Origin of the sequence: Acinetobacter pittii (genome assembly GCF_034064985.1) — a bacterium.
Classification (GTDB): Bacteria; Pseudomonadota; Gammaproteobacteria; order Pseudomonadales; family Moraxellaceae; genus Acinetobacter; species Acinetobacter pittii_H.
In genome coordinates, this window is the sequence record NZ_CP139249.1 from 2289739 (window position 1) to 2310890 (window position 21152).

Consider the following 21152-nt stretch of genomic DNA (forward strand, 5'->3'; position numbering starts at 1 on the left):
TCAAGGTTTTATTGAATAAATTAAAAATCATAACTCGCCATCATATTGAAGCGGTTATCAATCCCGTTACGTCCATCAAAAGTTTCTCGTTCGCCATACACATATTCGACGCCCAAGGTAATTGGCTTGTAAGGGTTATAAAGTGCATTCACCCAACCCTGCCAAAGCTCTTTGTTTTGAGTGGTGCTATTACGTTGTAATTCGGCAAAACGGTTATCATCTTTGGCTTTCATATAGCCATAACCTAAGGTTGAACGAATTTGTGATGTAAATTGATGAGTGATACCCAAAGAAACGGTGTCAAACTCGTTGCTATGCATATTATTTTGATCATCTATTGCATAGCCGCTATTACTCCATAGCAAGAAACGCCCATCTCCTTTGACATGGTAATAATCGGCTTTGAGTAAGGTATCAGGCGTAATTTGATATTTACCGCCGAAGCCCACACCCCAAGCGACTTGCTCATCATTATTCGTTCTCTTTTCGGCGACAAAACTACGTCCCGACAACATCGAGCCATTCGCAAACTTATGATTTAAACGTCCTACCAAAGCTGGTAAGCGCATTTTATTGTCAGGGTCTGAGGTCGCAGTATATTTCGGATCTTCAACCGATACTGCAAAGCTCGTATTTGCCGTTAAGTTATCGCTATAGCGAACTAGCGGTGATCTTAATAATGCACTGCCTACAAATGTGCCTGCATCAATCGTTTCCGGATAATATTCGGGTGCGATAAATGTTGACCACGTTTGACCGATGAGCCATTTATCAAAAGTTAAATAAGCATGGCGTATCCGAAACTGATCACGAGTGGCTGCCCCAAAGAAGTCCATTTCTAACTTTCCGCCCACATCACCCGCGGCTGTTGGGGTTTTAAAATTCAACCCGAAACGTGTCACATTAACCGTACTGTGCAATTGGTCTTTTTGTGCAGATTCTTCTGGCGTGTTTTCAAGTGGAACACCGCTAATATTGTTATACATCGTAGATGCCCCCTTCATTTGATAAGAAGCATCTGCCCGTATATAGCCATATAAGTTAAATTCTGCGCCAGACTTGGTTAAACCTTGCTGTTTTGGTGGTACGGCTTGAGGAGTCGCTGAATTTACTAGTTCCACTCTTTGTTGCGATAAAGATTTTTGCGCCTGCATATTGGCTTGTAATATAGCCCGAAGTTCTTTCACTTCTTGGCGAAGTTGTGCTATTTCAGGATCTGTTTGACCTGCAAGAGCAGAAGACACAAGCAGGGTCACAGAAACAGCCAACAGGCTTTTTTGAACCGTTGTATTTAAAACTTTCATCATGAAATTTTCCTTTTGGTCTTTAATTCGACTTAAAGATCTCGACATCCTTTTTGTTATGTACCTATCTAAAATAGGTGCTTAAAATTTGCCTTTCTTTCACAAGAAAGACCTTTGATCATATTTTTTAGACAAAACCTCCCTAAAGCGGCCTGAAAACCACTTTTAATTTGTTTTTAAGTAAAGCTAAATCTTCTAATTTTTTTCAGTTTTTATATTCTCTTCCTCATTGAGAATATGCAGGTTTTATATCCGTATTAACGCTTTCCCAAATCCATTATTTTTTTGCAATAAACCCTTGATACGTCAAAATTTGCGTATAAGGATGCACACTTTCAAAACCAGTTTTTTCTAAAAGTTTTATATATCCTTCAGTGGTTAGGCTAAAAAAGTCTTGCGCCATACGCTCTAACATTTTTTGACATTGTTCTTCTGTTAAGCCTTGTGCCAAACATAAATAACGTAAAGCTTGAAAATGCTGTGGATTTACACACGTCATTAAATCGTAGGTCAGCAAAATCGCTTTTTCTTTTAAGCGATCATAAATATCCTTAAAAAAAACAGGTTTTATGTCATCTACAATAAAATGAGCCACGAGAATAGAAAGTGCAGCATCAAAGCAATTCTCAAGAGGTAAAGCTGACGTTTCACCGTGAACAAAGATGACTTGAGAAGATTTATCTAAAAGTTCAACCTGTTCCTGAGCTTTTTGCAGCATAGTTAAAGATGGTTCAACTGCTGTAAATTTCCAGTTTGGATGACGTTTAAGTAAATATTCGAGTTCATACCCCGTACCACAGCCCACAATTAAAATATGAGCATTTGGGGACAACACCGATTGCAAAATGGCATCCACCTGTTGATGGATCAATTCATAACCCGGAATTAATTTACGAATATGTTCGTCATATCCTTCGACTACCTTTGGGCTATTAAAGTCTTTTGCCATTTTGCTTATCCTCTATTTAAACTACCTTTCAATTTATAGTTTGCTGCACTTTGAATGGGCTTTCGACTTCTTTAGTCAAAGACATTTCCCGTTAAGTTAAGTTCAGCTCGCATAATTTCCTGCAATTTAAACTTTTGCGCTTTGCCTGAAGCAGTCATTGGAAACTCATTAAAGAATCGGACATAACGCGGCACTTTATTATGAGAAATATGCTCTTTGCAGAATTGGCGAATGCTGTCTTCATCAATTTGATGATGTTCATGCAAAATAATACAAGCACAAAGTTCTTCACCATATCTGGCATCTGGTAAGCCTATGACCTGGACATCGCTTACATCGGGATGAGTGTATAAGAAATCTTCAATTTCTTTTGGAAAGAGATTTTCACCACCACGAATCACCACATCTTTAATACGGCCTTTAATTTTAATAAAACCGTCTTGATCCATTTCGGCAATATCACCTGTATGCATCCAACCAGCAGCATCAATGACCTCTTTGGTCTTTTCTTCTTCACCCCAATAGCCAGCCATCACTGAATAACCGCGAACGCATAGCTCACCCAAAGTTCCTTGCGGAACAATCTGCCCTTCTAAATCGACAATTTTAATTTCAACATGCGGATGAACATGTCCAACTGTGCTTACCCGTTTATCAATCGAATCATTTACCGAACTTTGTACACTCACTGGCGAGGTTTCAGTCATGCCATAACAAATGGTGATTTCAGACATGTGCATGCGGTCGATAACACGTTGCATAATTTCACGTGGACAAGGACTACCTGCCATAATGCCTGTTCTTAAGCTCGACAGGTCAAACTCATTAAACTGTTCATGTTCTAAGGTGGCAATAAACATGGTTGGCACGCCATAAGCTGCCGTACAACGCTCTTGATGAATCGCTTTTAAAGTTTCTAAAGGATTAAATACAGCCGATGGATAGACCATGGTTGACCCATGCGTCACACACGCCAGATTCCCCATCACCATGCCAAAACAATGAAACAACGGCACAGAAATACAGACTTTATCTTGAGGGGTCAAACGAATGCCTTCACCAACAAAATAGCCATTATTTAAAATATTATGGTGGGTCAACATAGTCCCTTTAGGATTACCCGTTGTACCAGAAGTAAACTGGATATTAATGGTTTCATCAAACTGAAGTTGCTTGCTTAATAGTTTTAATTGTTCTAGCTGTTCTGATGTTGGCGTAGTGACTAAATCACTAAAGCGATGAATACCCGTATGTTGCTGGTCATCAATTTTAATGACAAATTTTAAATATGGTAAACGTTCTGAACTGAGCACTTTGTCAGTACAGGTGGTTAACTCAGGGGCAATTTTTGTGAGTAATTCTTGGTAATCAGTCGTTTTGAATTGAGAAGCAATAATCAATCCTTTGCATGAGACTTTATTCAACACATATTCAAGTTCATGGCTTTTATAAGCTGTATTGAGATTGACTAAAATAATCCCTGCTTTAAAGGCTGCAAATTGGGTTACCGTCCATTCCACACAATTAGGCGACCAGATCGCTAATCGATCTCCTTTTCTTAATCCCAATTTTAAAAGGCTACAAGCAAAAGCATTTACTTCATCTTGTAAAGCTTTATAGGTTAATCGTCTGTTTTGATGAAAACTAACGATTGCTTCCTTTTCAGCATATTGCCGACAAGCCTGATCAAATTGTTCACCAATGGTCATACCCAATAAGGGCTGTGTGCTTGGTCCCGAGGCGTAGCTTAACCGTTCTTGTTGCATTGAATCATTCTCCTTGATTCTTCTAATTCTCTTCTTACCTGATCTAATTGTTGTTACTGCAACTATTTTTCTAAACCGCCTTCTTTGTGTTGTTTTATCCTTTATATGCCCTATTTCCTCTGCACAGCATCTACACAAAAGTCAGCAATCTGTTTTGAAAAATAGTCTTTATGCGCATGATCAAACTTTGTATTTTGAGCTGGGTCTAGGGGTTCAACCACCACATAGGTCATGGCACCGACAACACAAAGTGCTGCTGTATTTAAATCATCCAAGACAAACTCACCACTTGCATTTCCATCCGCAAGTATTTTTTTAATACTTTGTTTAATCAATTGCTTCACACGAAAACGCTCATGTTCAACCGTTGAATCGACAGGTTCAAACATGAGTGAATATGCAAGCTGAGGACTATTCAGTGCCCTTTTTACAAAGGTTGCCACAGCCTTATGCAATTTCTGCTTTGCCGATAAGTCACTTTCAGTAATCGAATCAATCACCAATAGTTCCGTATTAATGGCTTCGGACAAAACCTCAATCAGCACTTGGCTTTTATTATCAAAGTAGCGATAAACCAGACCACTTGATACGCCCGCTTGCTCTGCAATTGTTTGTATTTGTGCGTCTTTAAACCCTCCCTCTGAAATTAACTTTCTGGCTGAACTCAAAATCGACTTACGATTTTGTTCCATCCGCTCTTGCATTAAAGATGATCGTTTATAGCTCATAATTTATTCTCTAACAAATAAAATGAATTGTAAATCATTTTATGAATCAGTATTCACTTTTTTAAAAAATCATTGTATGGTAATTATCAAATACCCACAAAATATTTTATGGACAACAAATATAACCAATAGGATGAAGATATCATGAACCTACGCAGCTTGAATTTCGGTCTAGATGAAACTTTAATTGCGCTTCAAGATTCAGTGGCAGCATTTTGTGCAAAGGAAATTGCACCACTTGCCCAACAAGTTGATCAAGACAACAAATTCCCTGCACATCTCTGGAAAAAATTCGGAGATATGGGCCTTTTAGGCATGACGGTTTCTGAAGAATATGGCGGTGCCAATATGGGTTATTTAGCTCATATTATTGCTATGCAAGAAATTTCGCGTGCTTCGGCATCTATTGGCCTGTCATACGGCGCTCATTCTAATTTATGTGTAAACCAAATTAACCGTAACGGTAACGAGCAACAAAAGCAGAAATATTTACCTAAACTCATTTCTGGTGAATATGTGGGTGCCCTTGCGATGTCTGAACCGAATGCGGGTTCTGATGTCGTCAGCATGAAATTACGTGCTGAACAAAAAGGTGATCACTTCGTTTTAAATGGTTCAAAAATGTGGATCACTAACGGTGGTGATGCAGATGTACTCGTAGTTTACGCTAAAACTGACCCGCAAGCTGGCGCGAAAGGTATGACTGCTTTTTTAATTGAAAAAGGCATGAAAGGCTTTAGTCACGGTAACCACTTAGACAAACTCGGTATGCGTGGCTCTAACACTTACCCGCTGTTCTTTGACAATGTGGAAGTGCCTGCTGAAAACGTACTCGGCGGCGTGGGTAACGGTACAAAAGTACTCATGAGTGGTTTGGACTATGAACGTGCAGTTTTAAGTGCTGGCCCTTTAGGTATTATGGATGCCTGTTTAGATGTCGTGATTCCTTATTTACATCAACGTGAACAGTTTGGCCAAGCTTTAGGTGAATTCCAGCTTATGCAAGGCAAACTTGCCGATATGTATTCAACATGGTTGGCATGTAAAGCCCTCGTCTACGCTGTTGGTGCTGCGTGTGACAAAGCTGACCATGACCGCAGCCTACGTAAAGATGCTGCAAGTGCCATTTTATATTCTGCTGAAAAAGCAACATGGATGGCGGGTGAAGCAATTCAAACTTTAGGCGGCAACGGTTATATCAATGAATTCCCTGCTGGGCGTTTATGGCGCGATGCAAAACTTTATGAAATTGGTGCAGGAACTTCTGAAATTCGCCGTATGTTGATTGGCCGCGAACTTTTCAATGAAACCAAATAATAATTATAAATAAGGACGCATCTTATGAACCAATTACAAAGCAAGATTAATGTTCGAAGTGAAGACTTCAAAACAAACCAGCAAGCCATGCAAACATTGGTCACAGATCTAAAACAAGTTGCCCAGCGTATTGCTTTAGGCGGTGGTGAAAATGCCCGTCAAAAACATTTGGCTCGAGGTAAACTTTTGCCCCGTGAACGTATTGACCAACTGATTGATGTCGGCACGGCATTTTTAGAAATTGGTCAATTGGCAGCGTACAACGTTTATGAAGATGATGTTCCTGCTGCGGGTGTGATTGCTGGTATTGGTCAGGTCAACGGCATCACTTGCATGATCGTTGCCAACGATGCAACGGTTAAAGGCGGAACGTATTATCCTCTTACGGTTAAAAAGCATTTACGCGCACAAGAAATTGCTGAACAAAATCACTTGCCTTGTATTTATTTGGTGGACTCAGGCGGTGCCTATTTACCAATGCAAGATGAAGTCTTCCCAGACCGTGATCACTTCGGGCGTATTTTCTATAATCAGGCACGCATGTCGAGCCTAGGTATTGCCCAAATCGCTGTAGTGATGGGTAGCTGCACCGCAGGAGGTGCATATGTACCTGCCATGTCTGATGAAACGATTATTGTACGTAATCAAGGTACGATTTTCTTAGGCGGCCCTCCTCTGGTAAAAGCTGCAACGGGCGAAGTGGTGAGCAGTGAAGATTTAGGCGGTGGTGATGTTCACACACGTCTTTCAGGCGTGGCTGACCATTTAGCTGAAAATGATGAACATGCGATTGCCATTGCACGGAACATTGTTGCGAACTTAAATAAAAAGCCAAATGAGTTAAACAAGCAAATTGATGAGCCTTTGTTTGATGCACCGGAACTCTATGGCGTGGTACCAAATGATGCGCGTAAACCTTTCGATGTGCGTGAAGTGATTGCCCGTATTGTAGACGGCTCACGTTTTGATGAGTTTAAAGCACGTTTTGGTTCAACACTGATTACCGGTTTCGCTTCACTCTATGGTATGCCAGTCGGGATTATTGCCAATAACGGGATTTTATTCTCTGAGTCTGCACAAAAAGGCGCGCACTTTATTGAGCTGTGCACTCAGCGCAATATTCCATTGTTATTCCTACAAAACATTACGGGCTTTATGGTTGGTCGCCAGTATGAAAATGAAGGGATTGCAAAAAACGGCGCTAAATTGGTTATGGCAGTTGCAACCGCAAATGTACCAAAACTCACCTTGATTATTGGTGGTTCGTTTGGTGCAGGTAACTACGGTATGTGTGGCCGCGCTTATTCACCACGCTTTTTATGGACATGGCCAAACTCTCGTATTTCAGTGATGGGCGGCGAACAAGCCGCAAGCGTACTTTCAACTTTAAAGCGCGATCAAATTGAGCAAAAAGGTGCAGAGTGGTCAGCTGAGCAAGAAGATGAATTTAAACAGCCAATTCGTGAACAATATGAACGTCAAGGTCATCCGTACTATGCTTCTGCCCGCCTTTGGGATGACGGCGTAATTGACCCAGCGCAAACTCGTCAGGTACTTGGTTTAAGTTTGGCTGCGGCCATGAACGCCCCAATCCAGCCAACCAAATTTGGCGTGTTCCGCATGTAAGAGGTGTATATGAGCTATCAATTTTTACAACTCGAACAACAAGGTCAGGTTGCCTATGTTTGGCTGAACCGCCCTGAATTACACAATGCTTTTAATACGACAGTCATTGAAGAACTACATGCCTGCTTTAAACAAATTAATACCCGTGATGACATTCGTGTAGTGGTTTTAGCAGGTCGCGGCAAAAGCTTTTCAGCAGGTGCCGACCTCAACTGGATGAAACAGGCAGGTCAGGCATCTTCAGCAGAAAATGAAGCAGATGCATTAAAACTTGCACAAATGTTAGATGCGCTCGCAACCCTAAAACAACCGACCATTGCCCGTGTGCATGGGATTGCCTTTGGTGGCGGCATGGGTTTAGCTTCGGCATGTGATATTTGTATTGCCAGCACGGATGCCAAGTTTGCAACCTCTGAGGTTCGTTTAGGGCTTACTCCATCTACCATTAGTCCCTATGTGATCCGTGCGATTGGTGCAAGACAAGCCTCTCGTTACTTCTTAACTGCCGAGCGAATTTCAGCACGTGATGCCAAACACATTGGTTTGGCCCATGAAGTTGCAGATGCTGAAGACTTAGATAAAAAAGTTCAAGAAATTATTGATGCACTATTACTCGGTGGCCCACACGCTCAAGCGGCATCCAAACAACTCATTCAAATGGTGAGCAACCAGACCATGAGCAATGACTTGCTGCATCAGACAGCACATCATATTGCTCAAGTTCGTCAAGGCAGCGAGGCAAAAGAAGGTCTGAGTGCCTTTTTAAATAAACAACAGCCTGCTTGGGTTTCTAACTCGAATAACAACAATTAAGGACGATCATCATGTTTGAAAAGATTTTAATTGCGAACCGTGGCGAAATTGCCTGCCGTGTGATTCGTACAGCTAAAAAATTAGGGATTGCAACGGTGGCTGTTTACTCAGATGCAGATGCAAATGCACAACATGTCAAACTTGCAGATGAAGCGGTTTATATTGGTCAGTCCCCTGCAACTCAAAGTTATTTACAAGCAGACCGCATTATTCAGGCAGCGATCGATACGGGCAGCCAAGCGGTTCACCCAGGCTACGGCTTCCTTTCAGAAAATGATCAGTTTGCACTCGCTTGCCAACAACACAATATTTGCTTTATTGGCCCACCAGTGGATGCCATTTTAGCAATGGGCTTAAAAGCAACCTCAAAAGCTTTAATGGAAAAAGCAGGTGTTCCTTTAACACCGGGCTATCACGGAACCAACCAAGATGCTGACTTTTTAAAACAGCAGGCAGATCGAATTGGATATCCTGTTTTAATTAAAGCCAGTGCGGGCGGCGGTGGTAAAGGCATGAGTCTGGTTGAACGCAGTGAAGACTTTTTGCATGCCTTAGCCTCTTGTAAACGTGAAGCTAAATCGAGCTTTGGTAATGATGATGTCTTGATTGAGCGTTATGTGATTCAACCGCGCCATATTGAAGTTCAAGTATTTAGCGACACACATGGCAACTATGTGCATCTGTTTGAACGTGACTGCTCTGTACAACGCCGACACCAAAAAGTGTTAGAAGAAGCGCCTGCTCCACAAATGCCAAGCGAAAAGCTAGATGCAATGCGCCAAGCTGCAATTGATGCTGCACGTGCGGTAAATTACGTTGGCGCAGGTACGGTTGAGTTTATTGTGGAACAAGACGGTACAGCGTATTTCATGGAAATGAATACACGTTTACAAGTCGAACACCCTGTCACCGAAATGATTACAGGTGAAGACTTGGTTGAATGGCAACTTCGTGTGGCTTATGGTGAACCTTTACCTAAACTACAAAACGAATTACAAATTCACGGACATGCACTCGAAGCACGTATTTACGCAGAAGAACCTGAAAAAGGCTTTTTACCTGCCATTGGTAAAATTGACTATTTACACTACCCAACCCAAAACCAGTATGTGCGTGTAGACAGCGGTATCGTTGAAGGCGATGAAATCACGACGTATTACGACCCAATGATTGCCAAACTGATCGTATGGGGTAAAAACCGTGAAGCTGCGCTCATTCAAATGCAGCATGCCTTAAGCCAATTCCATGTCGATGGCTTAGGCAACAACATTGCCTTTCTTGAAAAAATTGTTCGTAGCGAATCGTTTAAACAAGCCAAGCTTGATACCAACCTGATTCAACGTGAACAAAACTTCTTGTTTAGCCCAGAAGATATCAAACCTGAACTGGTGGTGGCAGCAGCATTTATTGAGTTTTTAAGTAAACTTAATAACAACAGCTCAAGCCAAAAACAGCTTTGGCAGGCTCAGCCACTTTGGCGTTTAAATATTGCCTATCAGCACAGTATTAAACTGAACTATTTAAACCAAAATATTCAAATCAAATTTGCCTCAAATGAAGATGGATTCACCGCAGAATATAACGGTCAAAGCTATCCAATTTCTGGTCAATTGATTGATGCGCATACCGCCTCTATTCAAATTGGTGGATCTAAGCAAAAGCTATCTTTTAACCAAAGTCAGCAAGGCATTACCTTGTTCCAAAATGGACAAAGCTATAAGTTTGCTTATATTCGTCAAGACTTTAATCAGGCAGATAGCCAAGCCGATGAAGGCCACCTGAAAGCACCAATGCCAGGTGTGGTCACTCAAGTGCTAGTCAGTGCAAATCATAGCGTGAAGAAAGACGATATTTTAATGACGCTTGAAGCAATGAAAATGGAATATACCATCCGTGCCCCTAAAGATGGCGTGATTGTAGACTCCTATTTCCAAGTCGGTGATCAGGTCAAAGCTGGCGACGAGCTTGTGGAATTTCAGCCTGCTCAGGAGGAAGTTGCATGAGTGAGTTTGTCAAAATCGTGGAGGTCGGTCCCAGAGACGGTCTCCAAAACGAAAAGCAGGCTTTAACCGTCGAACAACGCTTAAACTTCGTTAATGACCTAATTAGTGCAGGCCTAAAATCGATTGAAGTCGGTTCATGCGTTTCGGCAAAATGGGTACCGCAAATGGCCCAAAGTGACGAGCTATTTAAGTTATTACCCCAAACAACCGATGTGCAATTTAGCCTGCTCACTCCAAATATTAAAGGTTTTGAAACTGCTCAAGCAGTAGGATGCAAAGAGGTCGCGGTGTTTACCGCAGCTTCTGAAAGTTTTACCCGTAAAAATATTAACTGTTCAATCGACGAAAGCTTTGAAAAGTTTAGCGATGTCATGAACGCAGCAAAAGCACATAACATCCGTGTACGCGGCTATGTCTCTTGTATTGTCGATTGTCCCTATGAAGGCGCAATTGCACCTGAGCAAGTGGTAAAAGTGGTTAAACGACTCTATGACATGGGCTGCTATGAAGTGTCTTTAGGTGAAACCATTGGCACCGCAACACCAGATCGTGTTCAAAAGGTTTGGCAAGCATGCCTTGCTGAACTCGATAGCAAGGTTTTAGCTGGGCATTTCCACAATACCTACGGCATGGCAATTGCCAATATTTATCAGTCTTTACAACAAGGCATTCGTGTTTTTGACTCGTCTCTTGCAGGACTCGGCGGTTGCCCTTATGCCAAAGGAGCTTCGGGTAATGTATCGACCGAAGATCTGTTTTATTTGCTGTCACACATGGGCTTTGAAACTGGCATTGACTTAGAGAAACTGATGCAAGCCAGCCAAAATATTAGCAACGTATTAAACCGAAAAAGCTTGTCGAATTATGCAAATGCTTATTGGCAAACCAAGTGTGCCTAGTCATAAATTAAAGTAGTTTAGCATCTGGTATAAGGCTTAATATTAGGCAAAGTACCAGATCATCCTATCTCATCTTTATCTCATTCTGTTCAGGAATTGGGGCTCAATCCCTCATGCAATTTTTTTAAAATCTATTATTTATCTCTGTATTAAATGCCTCTTTCAAAAGAAGCATTCTCTACCCTATTTTTATTCTAAACCGTATTATTCTTCATCCTTTTCTATTTTAGTCCTTAAAAAATTTATCTCATTATTTATAAAAATAAGATGCATCCATTTCAATTCTTGGGGAAATATATTCTTCCACCCAATCTAACCATGCACGTGTTTTAGCATCAATAAAATGGCGTGAAGGCAATAAGGTATAAACTCCTATATCGGGTGAACGCCACTCTGGCAAGATATGACATAATCTTCCATTTTGAACTGCATCTAAAGCCGAAAACATCGGCAATAATGCGATGCCCATATCCTGTTGCACCACATCTAACAATAACTCAGGATTATCTGCAATGAGTTGTCCGCCAATGTCGATTTGGTAAGACTCACCACTTGTATTTAATAAGTGCCAATCTGGTGTAATAGAAGGGTTTACCAAGCGTAAACAGGCATGATCTTTTAAGTCTTCTGGGGACTTCGGCACACCATGTTTTTCGAGATAAGCAGGTGAAGCACATAAAACAGAAAAAATAGTACCAATTCTGCGTGCAACAAAACGGGAGTCTGTTAAAGATTCAGTGAGATAAAGACTGACATCCACCCCTTTTGCCAACAAGTCTGGAACGTACTGCGAAGTCGTATATTCCACGGTTAGTTCAGGATAATGCTTACAAAATTCGGCCATCACTGGAAAAACATAATGATGTCCAAAGCTTCCCATGCTTAACACACGTAAACGTCCTTTGGGTTTAGATGCCGTTCCTGTCACTTCCGACTCTGCTTCATCCACCATTGAAATGACTTGGCGACAGCGCTCTGCGTAAGTCGCACCAATATCGGTCAGTGCCTGCTGGCGCGTTGAGCGTTGTATTAATTTTGTACCTAAGCGTGTTTCTAGCTCGCTGATAAGACGTGAAACCTGTGCTGTGGTCAGATCCATCTGCTCAGCTGCTGCTGTGAAACTCCCGCTATCAATCACTTTCAGGAATGCATGCATTGCATGCAATAGTCCACCATCGAGATTTTTGCGCATAACGTAAATATGTTTTCCTAAATTACGGATTGTTGCACCAGTTTAGATCAACCACAATGACTAAATGTACATACATTGGCACTAATTCTTTTTAAGAAGAGGAACCGATCTTTTTTTATTTCGTATGTCACTTGCTCCAAATATTCAACTGGATGTTGAAAAAAGAAAGTAGTCCGAGCTACTAAAAATTCTAAGGAGATATAAATGAATATAGCTACAAAAGTCACTCCAAATATTATTGCAACAAAGGATGTGTCACTTGAAGATAAATATGTAAGTGATAACGGTACAGCATATATGACCGGCATTCAGGCACTTGTTCGGTTGCCTCTTGCCCAAACTCGCCGTGACGCGATGAATGGTTATCATACTGCTGGTTTTATTTCTGGTTATCGCGGTTCTCCTGTTGGTAACTATGATAGTTTCCTTTGGCAAGTTCAAGGATTACTTAAATCCCATAATGTTGTATTTCAACCTGGTGTAAACGAAGACTTGGCTGCTACCGCAATTTGGGGTACCCAACAAGTTAACCTTTCAGGCCAAGGCAAATATGATGGAGTGTCTTCTTGGTGGTATGGTAAAGGCCCGGGTGTTGACCGTTCAGGCGACGTACTCCGCCATGCTAACTTAGCTGGTACCTCTGAACGTGGTGGTGTGGTTGCTTTATTTGGCGATGACCACTCATGTAAATCTTCTACAATTCCTCACCAGTCTGAACATGTCATGATTGGTTGTGGTATTCCAATTTTCTACCCAACATCCGTTCAACAAATTTTAGACTTTGGTGTTCACGCCATTGCTGTTTCACGTTTTTCTGGCCTTTGGTCTTCAATGAAGCTCGTCAGTGAAATTGTAGAGACTTCTGCTTCTGTTCATGTCGACCTAGACCGTGTTACTCCGGTTATACCAGAAGATGTCAATTTCCCAGAAGGCGGCGTCAATATTCGCTGGCCAGATCACGGCATTCAACAAGAAGAGCGCCTTTATAAATATCGCTTACCTGCTGTTTTGGCCTATGCCCGTGCCAACAAAATCAATAACGTAACATGGCCTTGTGAAAATGCCCGTGTCGGTATTGCCGCAAGTGGTAAAGGTTATTTAGATACCATTGAAGCCTTACGCATTTTAGGTATTGAAGATGAAACTGCCCAACAGCTTGGGCTACGTGTTTATCAAGTTGGTCTGATTTGGCCTTTAGAACCACAAGGCATTCGTGAATTTGCCGAAGGTTTAGAAGAGCTAATCGTTATTGAAGAAAAACGTCCAATTATTGAAACACAAATTAAAGATGAGCTGTACTCACTGCCTGATGGCAAACGTCCTCGTGTCATTGGTAAAGCAACTGACGGCAAAGGCGAATGGAGTACTTCTATTGAAGAAGCACCGCTCATTGGTCACTATGAGTACCAGCCTGAACCTATTGCAAAAATGCTGGCTGCTCGCTTCTTAAAACTTGATATTCCAGAAAGCCTAAAAGTACAAATCCAAAGTAGAATCGACTTACTGCTAAAAGCAGAGCAAGAATCAAAACGTGTCATTGATCTTGCTGAACGTAAACCTTATTTCTGTAGTGGTTGCCCTCATAACTCTTCAACCGTAGTTCCTGAAGGTAGCCGTGCATTAGGCGGTATCGGTTGTCACTATATTGCTGTTTCACTTGATCGCGGTACCGAAACGTTCTCTCAAATGGGCGGTGAAGGTGTAAGCTGGGTTGGTGCATCACCATTTACTAATGAAAAACACATTTTTGCTAACCTCGGTGACGGAACTTACTTCCACTCAGGTTACTTAGCAATTCGTCAGTCTATCGCTGCAAAAACCAATATTACCTACAAAATCCTCTACAACGATGCAGTCGCTATGACAGGTGGTCAGCATGTAGATGGTCATTTGAGCGTTGCACAGTTAACTCGCCAGCTTGCTGCTGAAGGTATTAAAAAACAAGTCATCGTGACGGATGAAGTTAAATTATTAAACGAAGAAGATGGTATTGCACCGGGTGTCGAAATTCGCCACCGTAATGAGCTCGACGCAGTTCAACGTGAGCTTCGTGAAGTGACAGGTGTAACCGCTTTAATTTATGTACAAACCTGTGCCAGTGAAAAACGTCGTCGCCGTAAACGTGACGTCTACCCTGACCCAGCTGAGCGTTTATACATTAACAGTGATATTTGTGAAGGCTGTGGCGACTGTTCGAAAAAATCAAACTGTTTATCGATTGAACCTGTAGAGACTGCTTTAGGTACTAAACGTCAAATTAACCAAAGTAGCTGTAATAAAGACTTCACTTGTGCTGAAGGGTTCTGCCCTAGTTTTGTGACTGTTCATACACGTGACATGAAACGTCCAGCTAAATTTGAAGGTATTGGTGCAGGCTGGCCAACATCACCAGTTATTCCTCAGTTATATGATGTTCCAAGTCGTATTATGGTGGGTGGTATTGGCGGTACAGGTGTTGTGACTATTGGTGCACTGCTTGGTATGGCGGCTCACCTCGAAGGTAAAGCAACACGTGTTATGGACATGGCAGGTCTTGCGCAAAAAGGTGGTACGGTTTATTCATACGTTCAACTTGCAGCAAGTGATGAGCAAATTTCTTCTACCAAAATTCCGGCAGGTCAATGTGAATTATTGATTGGTGCAGATGCGGTAGTCGCTGGTGGTAGCGCTGCTCTATCTCGCTTAAAAGATGATGCTTTAGTTATTGTGAATGAAGACAGCACTCCTACTTCTGAGTTTATTAAATCTCGTGACTGGTATGCACCTATTAGTGATTTAATTGATCGTCTTCGTGGTCGTGTTCGTCAAGGTCAACTAGTTTCTTTGCCAGCAGCTCGCATTGCAACGCAACTCCTAGGTGATTCAATCTATACCAACCAGTTATTACTCGGTATGGCATGGCAATCTGGACGTATTCCATTACTGCGTGAAAGCATTGAAAAAGCAATTCGTTTAAATGGTACGGCTGTTGAAAAGAACCTCGAAGCTTTCCGTGTGGGTTGTCATCTTGCAAGTGACCCAACTTTAGCTGCACGCTTAGTTGCGGCAATGCCAAAAACCAAAACTCCGCAAACTTTAGCTGAACTTGTTGAAGATCGTTCTGCTCGTTTAACAGACTACTGGAATGAAGCTTATGCAGCTAAATACCGCACACTTGTAGAACTGGCCGCTAAAAAACTACCAGAAGAATTAACGGGTACCATTGCAACTCAGCTTTATAGAGTCATGGCGTATAAAGATGAATATGAAGTTGCACGTCTTTTAACTGGTAAGAGCTTCAAAGAATCGATTGAAACCCAATTCGGTAAAGGCTTACGTTTAACGTATCATCTTGCTCCGCCAGCGTTACTGGGTGGTCTGAAAAATGTTCGTAAACGTGCGTTTGGTTACTGGATGCGCTTCCCAATGATGATGCTTGCTCGCTTACAATGGCTTCGTGAAACTTTCCTTGACCCATTTGCACGTCAAGAAGAGCGTCAACACGAACAAGCATGGCGTGATCGTTACATCGCTTTTGTTGAAGCACTTGTTGAAGCACCAGATAATCATAACTTGGCAGTTGCTGAGCAAATTGCAAAATTACCAGCAGAAGTCCGCGGTTATGGTCATATCAAAATGAAAGCAATGGACGCTGCAAAACAACGTTGGGATGAACTTACACCAACACTGCTCAAAGTCCGTAACTAAAATTAAATCTTAAAATAAAAAAGTCATCCTTAGGGATGACTTTTTTATTGGCTCAAAAATTTATTTAGTCATTTTACGTAAAGTCAAAATTTGCTCGCTTCGTCCAAATGGTCCATACACATCATGTAAAACTGCACTGGTTAAACCAATACCATCCGAACCATATTGCTGAACGGTTTCCAAACCTAGCCATTTCCCTTGCGGATAACGGTGCATGTGGATTTGTAAATCAAGATTTGGAAAGCCCCAAGTAAATTCGCCTTCTTGTCTTGGGACAATGCCGTTTGCCGCATCTACCATGCCAATCAAATGCGCAAAATCTGTGGTCGGCTGCCCTTCCACGATTTCTTTATCATTATTGAGCCAAACAATGCCTTTACCCGCACGATGCTGATCATCCGTTTTAGTGACTAGCGTTTGAATAAAGCCACCTGGCCATCTTTTCATACCCGTCCATTCTGTAAAGGTATCTGGATGGTGAACTGGCTGATCTTCAAGCCCAGCAATATCGGAACTGTCTTGAGTACACATGCGCCATGCTCTAGCCACAATACAGGTTTTACCTTGTGCTTGCATTTCGGCTTCAATCAATTCAATGGTTTTACCGGCACGAATCACATGTGTCTTAATCGTAAATTCACCAAATGCGATCAAACCAAAAATATCAAAACTAATTCGGCCAATTCGCTTATCTTGTCGTGGTGAAAATTGCTCTAACTCTGCTGCGATGACACCACTTGCAGGTGCCATATGCTGTTCATGAGGGTTCCAAGCCCCTTGTGCATGGACAGTTGAGCAATAATGAGCAATGACTTCACCTTGAGGACCAATTGTTCTATTCAGTAATTGATAATAAGCATTCATGATTTTCTTTCCGTAGTCCTTATCCAACATCTATATTTGATGAAAATTCACGTTTTAATGCTTATGTTAACCCTCTCTTTCTTTGGCTCAACTGGTTTTTCCTACCAAAAACTGATGAGTCTAAAATTACAAATTTAATCACTAGGTAAAATTTCGCATGTCAATTTCACCCAGCGATTCTAGAACTTACGATTCATTAAAATGCAAAAGCATCTTGATCAAGCTCCATCACAGATTCAGCGCCAGACTCAATAGAAGCAGCATGACTCTGTGTACGATGCAAAAGCTTTTGATAGAAAAACTTAGCAGTCGTTAATTTTGCTTTATAAAAAGCTTCCTCTTGTGTACCCGATTCTAATTTTTCATGGGCAACTTGTGCCATTCGAGCCCATAAATAAGCGAACACGACGTAACTGGAAAAATAAAGATAATCTACCGAAGCGGCCCCTATTTCTTCAGGGTTGTGTTTTGCTTTCTCTGCAATCGATTTGGTCAGTGACAACCATTGTTGCTTAAGCTCAGCTAATTTTTCTAAATAAGATTTCAAGAGTTCATTTGATTGATGTTGACCAATAAATCGATCAATTAAATCGGTCATATTTTTTAGAAGTTTGCCTTCCGACTTGAGGACTTTACGTGCAAGTAAATCTAAAGACTGGATTTCAGTCGTTCCCTCATACAATGTTGAGATACGCGCATCACGTACAATTTGCTCCATACCATGCTCAACAATGAAGCCATGCCCACCAAATACTTGAACACCATGCTTTGCAGATTCATTGCCTGATTCTGTTAAAAAAGCTTTAGCAATCGGCGTTAAAAAAGCCAGTAATTCATCGGAGTGCTTTTGCTGTTCCTGATCATTTGAACTTTCCACAATATCGACATGCTGAGCTAAAAAGTAAGCCAATGCACGGCCACCTTCAGAAAAAGCTTTTTGCGTCATTAGCATCGAGCGCACAGCAGGATGCACAATAATTGGGTCGGCATTTTTCTCAGGATATTGAGGACCTGATAGCGAACGCATGGCGAGACGTTCTTTGGCATAACTTAATGCACCTTGAAATGAAATTTCAGAAGCAGCAAGCCCTTGTACTGCCGTTCCAATACGTGCGGTATTCATAAAGGTAAACATACAATTAAGCCCGCGATTTTCAGGACCAATCAAATAACCTTTGGCACCATCAAAATTAAGAACACAAGTGGCATTACCATGGATCCCCATTTTATGTTCAATTGCACTACAGACGACTTTATTACGGTCTTCTAAATTACCTTCATCGTCTACATTAAATTTAGGCACAATAAATAAAGAAATACCTTTGGTCCCTGCAGGTGCCTGAGGCAAACGGGCTAAAACAATATGAATAATATTTTCTGAAAGATCGTGTTCACCTGCTGAAATAAAAATCTTTTCCCCCGTAATTGAGTAACTACCGTCCGGATTTGGTTCGGCTTTCGTTCTAATTAACCCAAGGTCTGAGCCTGCATGGGATTCGGTTAAACACATTGTTCCCGTCCAGATACCGCTAATGAGTTTAGTCAAAAACTTTTGTTTTTGTTGCTCAGTACCATGGTGCTCTATGGTTCTCATCGCTCCATGAGACAAACCCGGATACATTGCCCACGCCCAATTAGAACCACATAACATTTCAGAAATGGCAATCCGCAGCAATGTTGGTAAGCCTTGCCCACCATATTCAGGGTCGGCGGTTAGTGAGGTAAATCCAAGCTCAGCATATTTTTGGTAGGCTTCTTTAAAACCTTTCGGCGTTGTGACTACGCCTTGATTTAAATGACAGCCTTCCTGATCGCCATTTTGATTTATGGGCGCCAATTCATTTTCACAAAAATCTGCTGCTGCCTCTAAGTATTGATCAATTAATTCTCGATTTACGCTTTCCTGATATTTACTTAAACCTTGATAGTTCTGTTCTGTTTGAAGCATTTCATGCAGTACAAATTGCATATCACGTAATGGAGCTTTGTATGAAGGCATAGTTTTTTCCTTTCACTTCACTGCCTGTGTCATGGGCAGATATTGTTTTTCCTTGAAATGGACTTTTATTGTTTCAATCTCACCAAAATATCAAAAAATTTCTTATAGCAAAATATAATTTCACTAATTTAATAAAATTATCCTAACTTAGCTATAGAGATAAAAAATAAATATATGTTTTTAAATAAAAATATAAGATAAAAATTAATTAGTCTTGTTTAACTAGAATAAATTTTTATTTTGTATTGCAAAATTTTATTCCGTAAAAAATCAATTTATAGTATGGTGATTAGACTGCTTAATCATGCAAGGACGATTTATGGAAAGCCCGAAATACACAGGTCTTGAGTTTTTAACCGCTTTAAAAAATGGTGAAGTTTCTCCATCACCTATGGCTCACACCATACCGATGGAACTCGTTGAAGTTTCCGAAGGTAAAGCAACTTATAAAGTTACTCCTTGCAAAGAACATAGAAATATACAAGGCGGTGTACACGGCGGCTTTTGTGCCACAGCTTTAGATACGGCGACAGGCAGTGCGGCCCATACCCTACTTGAACATGGTGTTGGCTATGGAACCATTGATTTAAATGTAAAAATGATCCGCCCCATGCAGGTTGATACGTCTTACTATGCGACGGCCGAGTTGATCAATGCGGGCCGTAATATTATTAGTACCGAAGGAAAAATCGTAGATGAGAACGGCAAAGTGTATGCTTTTGCCTCGGCAACATTAATGATTATTCGCAAATAATAAAATATTGAAGCTCCTGTTTATGGAGCTTTTTCTTGCTTTGCAATTTTGTTCATTTCATAAAAATCTAAGCGATCAATTATAAAACTTAATATTGCCATCGCTAAACCTAAAGCAGCACACGCTTCCCATCCCCAGTGTTTCCATGCATACACCGCAATAAAAGAACCCAAAGCGGCTCCACCAAAATATAAGGTCATATAAATTGAGTTAATACGGGAACGCGCCTCGGCCGAAATTCGATAGACCAGATTTTGGTTGAGTACATGTAATGCCGATAAACCAAAGTACGCCATAACAACCCCTACAGCGTAGGCCACCAGAGACTGCTGGGCAAAAAATAGTGGTATCCATGCACTTATTAATAACCCCATGCAAATCACTGCAATTTTATTCTCAAGCCCTGCTGCAATTTTCTTACCTGCCCAAGGAGTAGCAAATACACCGGCCAAGCCAACAATCCCAAATAAACCAATCTGGAAATCGTTAAAGTGATAAGGCTCATTCGCCAAAATGAAAGTCATGGTAGTAAAAATCAGAGCCAAAATTCCAAAGCCAATTCCTCCCGCCAAACCACGGCGCAGTAAATGAGGCTGATGAGCTGCTAATGAAAATAATGAACCATAAATCTGTAGAATATTAAGTTCATGGGATTTTCGCGCAACTGGTAACTTTACCCACATTACCCATGCAAACACCAAAATGACAATTCCGCTAATTAAATAAACCGCATGCCAAGACCAAACTGTAGAAAGTAAGCCTGCAATAGAGCGCGCCAATAATATTCCCAAAAACAAACCACTCATGAGAGTGCCTACAACTTGAGGACTTTTTTTGGGACTAGCTAAACCTGCGGCGAAAGGAACTAAAACTTGAGTCGCAATTGAAAAGAATGTGGCTAAAAAGGTAAAGCCATATAAAGCTGGCAAGGTTTGACTTAAAGATAGCCCTACTTGGGCAAGGCCTGTACAACACATGAGCAAGCAAATATAACTTCGCTTTTCAAAAAAGTCGCCTAAGGGAACCAATATAAAAAGGCCAACTGCATATGACAGTTGGCTAATCACAATAGTTAAAGCGACTTGATCGGCATTAACTTTTAATGCTTCAGCAATCGAATAGATTAAGGGCTGGTTATAATAGTTTGAACCCGCACAAATTCCACATGTCATTGCCATGATAAAAATAAAGCTTTTTGACAGTATATTTTCTGCATTGGGCTCAACTATTTTTTCCATTTTTAATTACGTC

The 21152-nt window shown here is 41.2% G+C and carries 15 protein-coding genes; 7 read left to right on the top strand and 8 right to left on the bottom strand.

Features of this window, described 5'->3' with window-relative positions; all coding sequences use genetic code 11:
* Positions 1 to 20: 20 nt before the first annotated feature.
* From SOI76_RS10940 to SOI76_RS10955, 4 genes are all read right to left on the bottom strand, one after another.
* Positions 21 to 1304, bottom strand: coding sequence for a DcaP family trimeric outer membrane transporter (locus SOI76_RS10940; RefSeq protein WP_104080601.1), 1284 nt, complete (start codon positions 1302 to 1304; stop codon positions 21 to 23).
* 277 nt (positions 1305 to 1581) lie between these two features.
* Positions 1582 to 2253 (bottom strand): class I SAM-dependent methyltransferase, encoded by a 672-nt coding sequence (gene cmoA, locus SOI76_RS10945; RefSeq protein ID WP_104080548.1) that lies wholly within the window; start codon positions 2251 to 2253, stop codon positions 1582 to 1584.
* A gap of 71 nt (positions 2254 to 2324) precedes the next feature.
* A complete protein-coding gene (locus tag SOI76_RS10950; protein ID WP_104080549.1) occupies positions 2325 to 4019 on the bottom strand; it encodes an AMP-binding protein in 1695 nt (564 codons plus the stop codon).
* A 110-nt stretch (positions 4020 to 4129) separates the two neighbouring features.
* Positions 4130 to 4747, bottom strand: a complete 618-nt coding sequence (locus SOI76_RS10955) for a TetR/AcrR family transcriptional regulator (protein ID WP_002114305.1) — start codon at positions 4745 to 4747, stop codon at positions 4130 to 4132.
* Positions 4748 to 4891: 144 nt separating this feature from the next.
* Between SOI76_RS10955 and ivd the strand changes: the two genes are divergently transcribed.
* From ivd to mvaB, 5 genes are read left to right on the top strand one after another with little or no spacing between them, the layout of a single operon-like run.
* The gene (gene ivd / locus SOI76_RS10960; protein ID WP_104080550.1) at positions 4892 to 6064 is read left to right on the top strand and encodes an isovaleryl-CoA dehydrogenase; all 1173 of its coding nucleotides are present in this window, start codon (positions 4892 to 4894) and stop codon (positions 6062 to 6064) included.
* A 24-nt stretch (positions 6065 to 6088) separates the two neighbouring features.
* Positions 6089 to 7690, top strand: a complete 1602-nt coding sequence (locus tag SOI76_RS10965) for a carboxyl transferase domain-containing protein (protein ID WP_104080551.1) — start codon at positions 6089 to 6091, stop codon at positions 7688 to 7690.
* A gap of 9 nt (positions 7691 to 7699) precedes the next feature.
* Positions 7700 to 8503 carry an enoyl-CoA hydratase/isomerase family protein gene (locus SOI76_RS10970; RefSeq protein ID WP_104080552.1) on the top strand — a complete coding sequence of 268 codons (804 nt, stop codon included), beginning with the start codon at positions 7700 to 7702 and terminating at the stop codon, positions 8501 to 8503.
* A gap of 11 nt (positions 8504 to 8514) precedes the next feature.
* Positions 8515 to 10506 (top strand): acetyl/propionyl/methylcrotonyl-CoA carboxylase subunit alpha, encoded by a 1992-nt coding sequence (locus SOI76_RS10975; protein WP_104080553.1) that lies wholly within the window; start codon positions 8515 to 8517, stop codon positions 10504 to 10506.
* Positions 10503 to 11405: a hydroxymethylglutaryl-CoA lyase gene (gene mvaB, locus SOI76_RS10980; protein WP_104080554.1), complete on the top strand. Its 903-nt coding sequence runs from the start codon at positions 10503 to 10505 to the stop codon at positions 11403 to 11405. Before SOI76_RS10975 ends, mvaB begins: the two co-directional genes overlap by 4 nt.
* 250 nt (positions 11406 to 11655) lie before the next feature.
* On the opposite strand, the gene SOI76_RS10985 is transcribed toward mvaB, so the two are convergent.
* A complete protein-coding gene (locus SOI76_RS10985; RefSeq protein ID WP_014206446.1) occupies positions 11656 to 12597 on the bottom strand; it encodes a LysR family transcriptional regulator in 942 nt (313 codons plus the stop codon).
* A gap of 204 nt (positions 12598 to 12801) precedes the next feature.
* On the opposite strand from SOI76_RS10985, the gene iorA reads away from it, so the two are divergent.
* Entirely contained in the window at positions 12802 to 16284 is a 3483-nt protein-coding gene (gene iorA / locus SOI76_RS10990; protein WP_104080555.1) for an indolepyruvate ferredoxin oxidoreductase family protein, read from the top strand.
* Between the two features lie 60 nt (positions 16285 to 16344).
* On the opposite strand, the gene SOI76_RS10995 is transcribed toward iorA, so the two are convergent.
* A complete protein-coding gene (locus SOI76_RS10995) occupies positions 16345 to 17148 on the bottom strand; it encodes a thioesterase family protein (RefSeq protein ID WP_205668473.1) in 804 nt (267 codons plus the stop codon).
* Positions 17149 to 17344: 196 nt separating this feature from the next.
* A complete protein-coding gene (acdB, locus tag SOI76_RS11000; protein WP_104080557.1) occupies positions 17345 to 19147 on the bottom strand; it encodes an acyl-CoA dehydrogenase C-terminal domain-containing protein in 1803 nt (600 codons plus the stop codon).
* A gap of 304 nt (positions 19148 to 19451) precedes the next feature.
* On the opposite strand from acdB, the gene SOI76_RS11005 reads away from it, so the two are divergent.
* Positions 19452 to 19901 (top strand): PaaI family thioesterase, encoded by a 450-nt coding sequence (locus SOI76_RS11005; RefSeq protein ID WP_104080558.1) that lies wholly within the window; start codon positions 19452 to 19454, stop codon positions 19899 to 19901.
* 20 nt (positions 19902 to 19921) lie between these two features.
* Here the strand turns inward: SOI76_RS11005 and dcaY are convergent, their stop codons facing one another.
* Entirely contained in the window at positions 19922 to 21139 is a 1218-nt protein-coding gene (gene dcaY / locus SOI76_RS11010; protein WP_104080559.1) for an MFS transporter, read from the bottom strand.
* Positions 21140 to 21152: the final 13 nt, after the last annotated feature.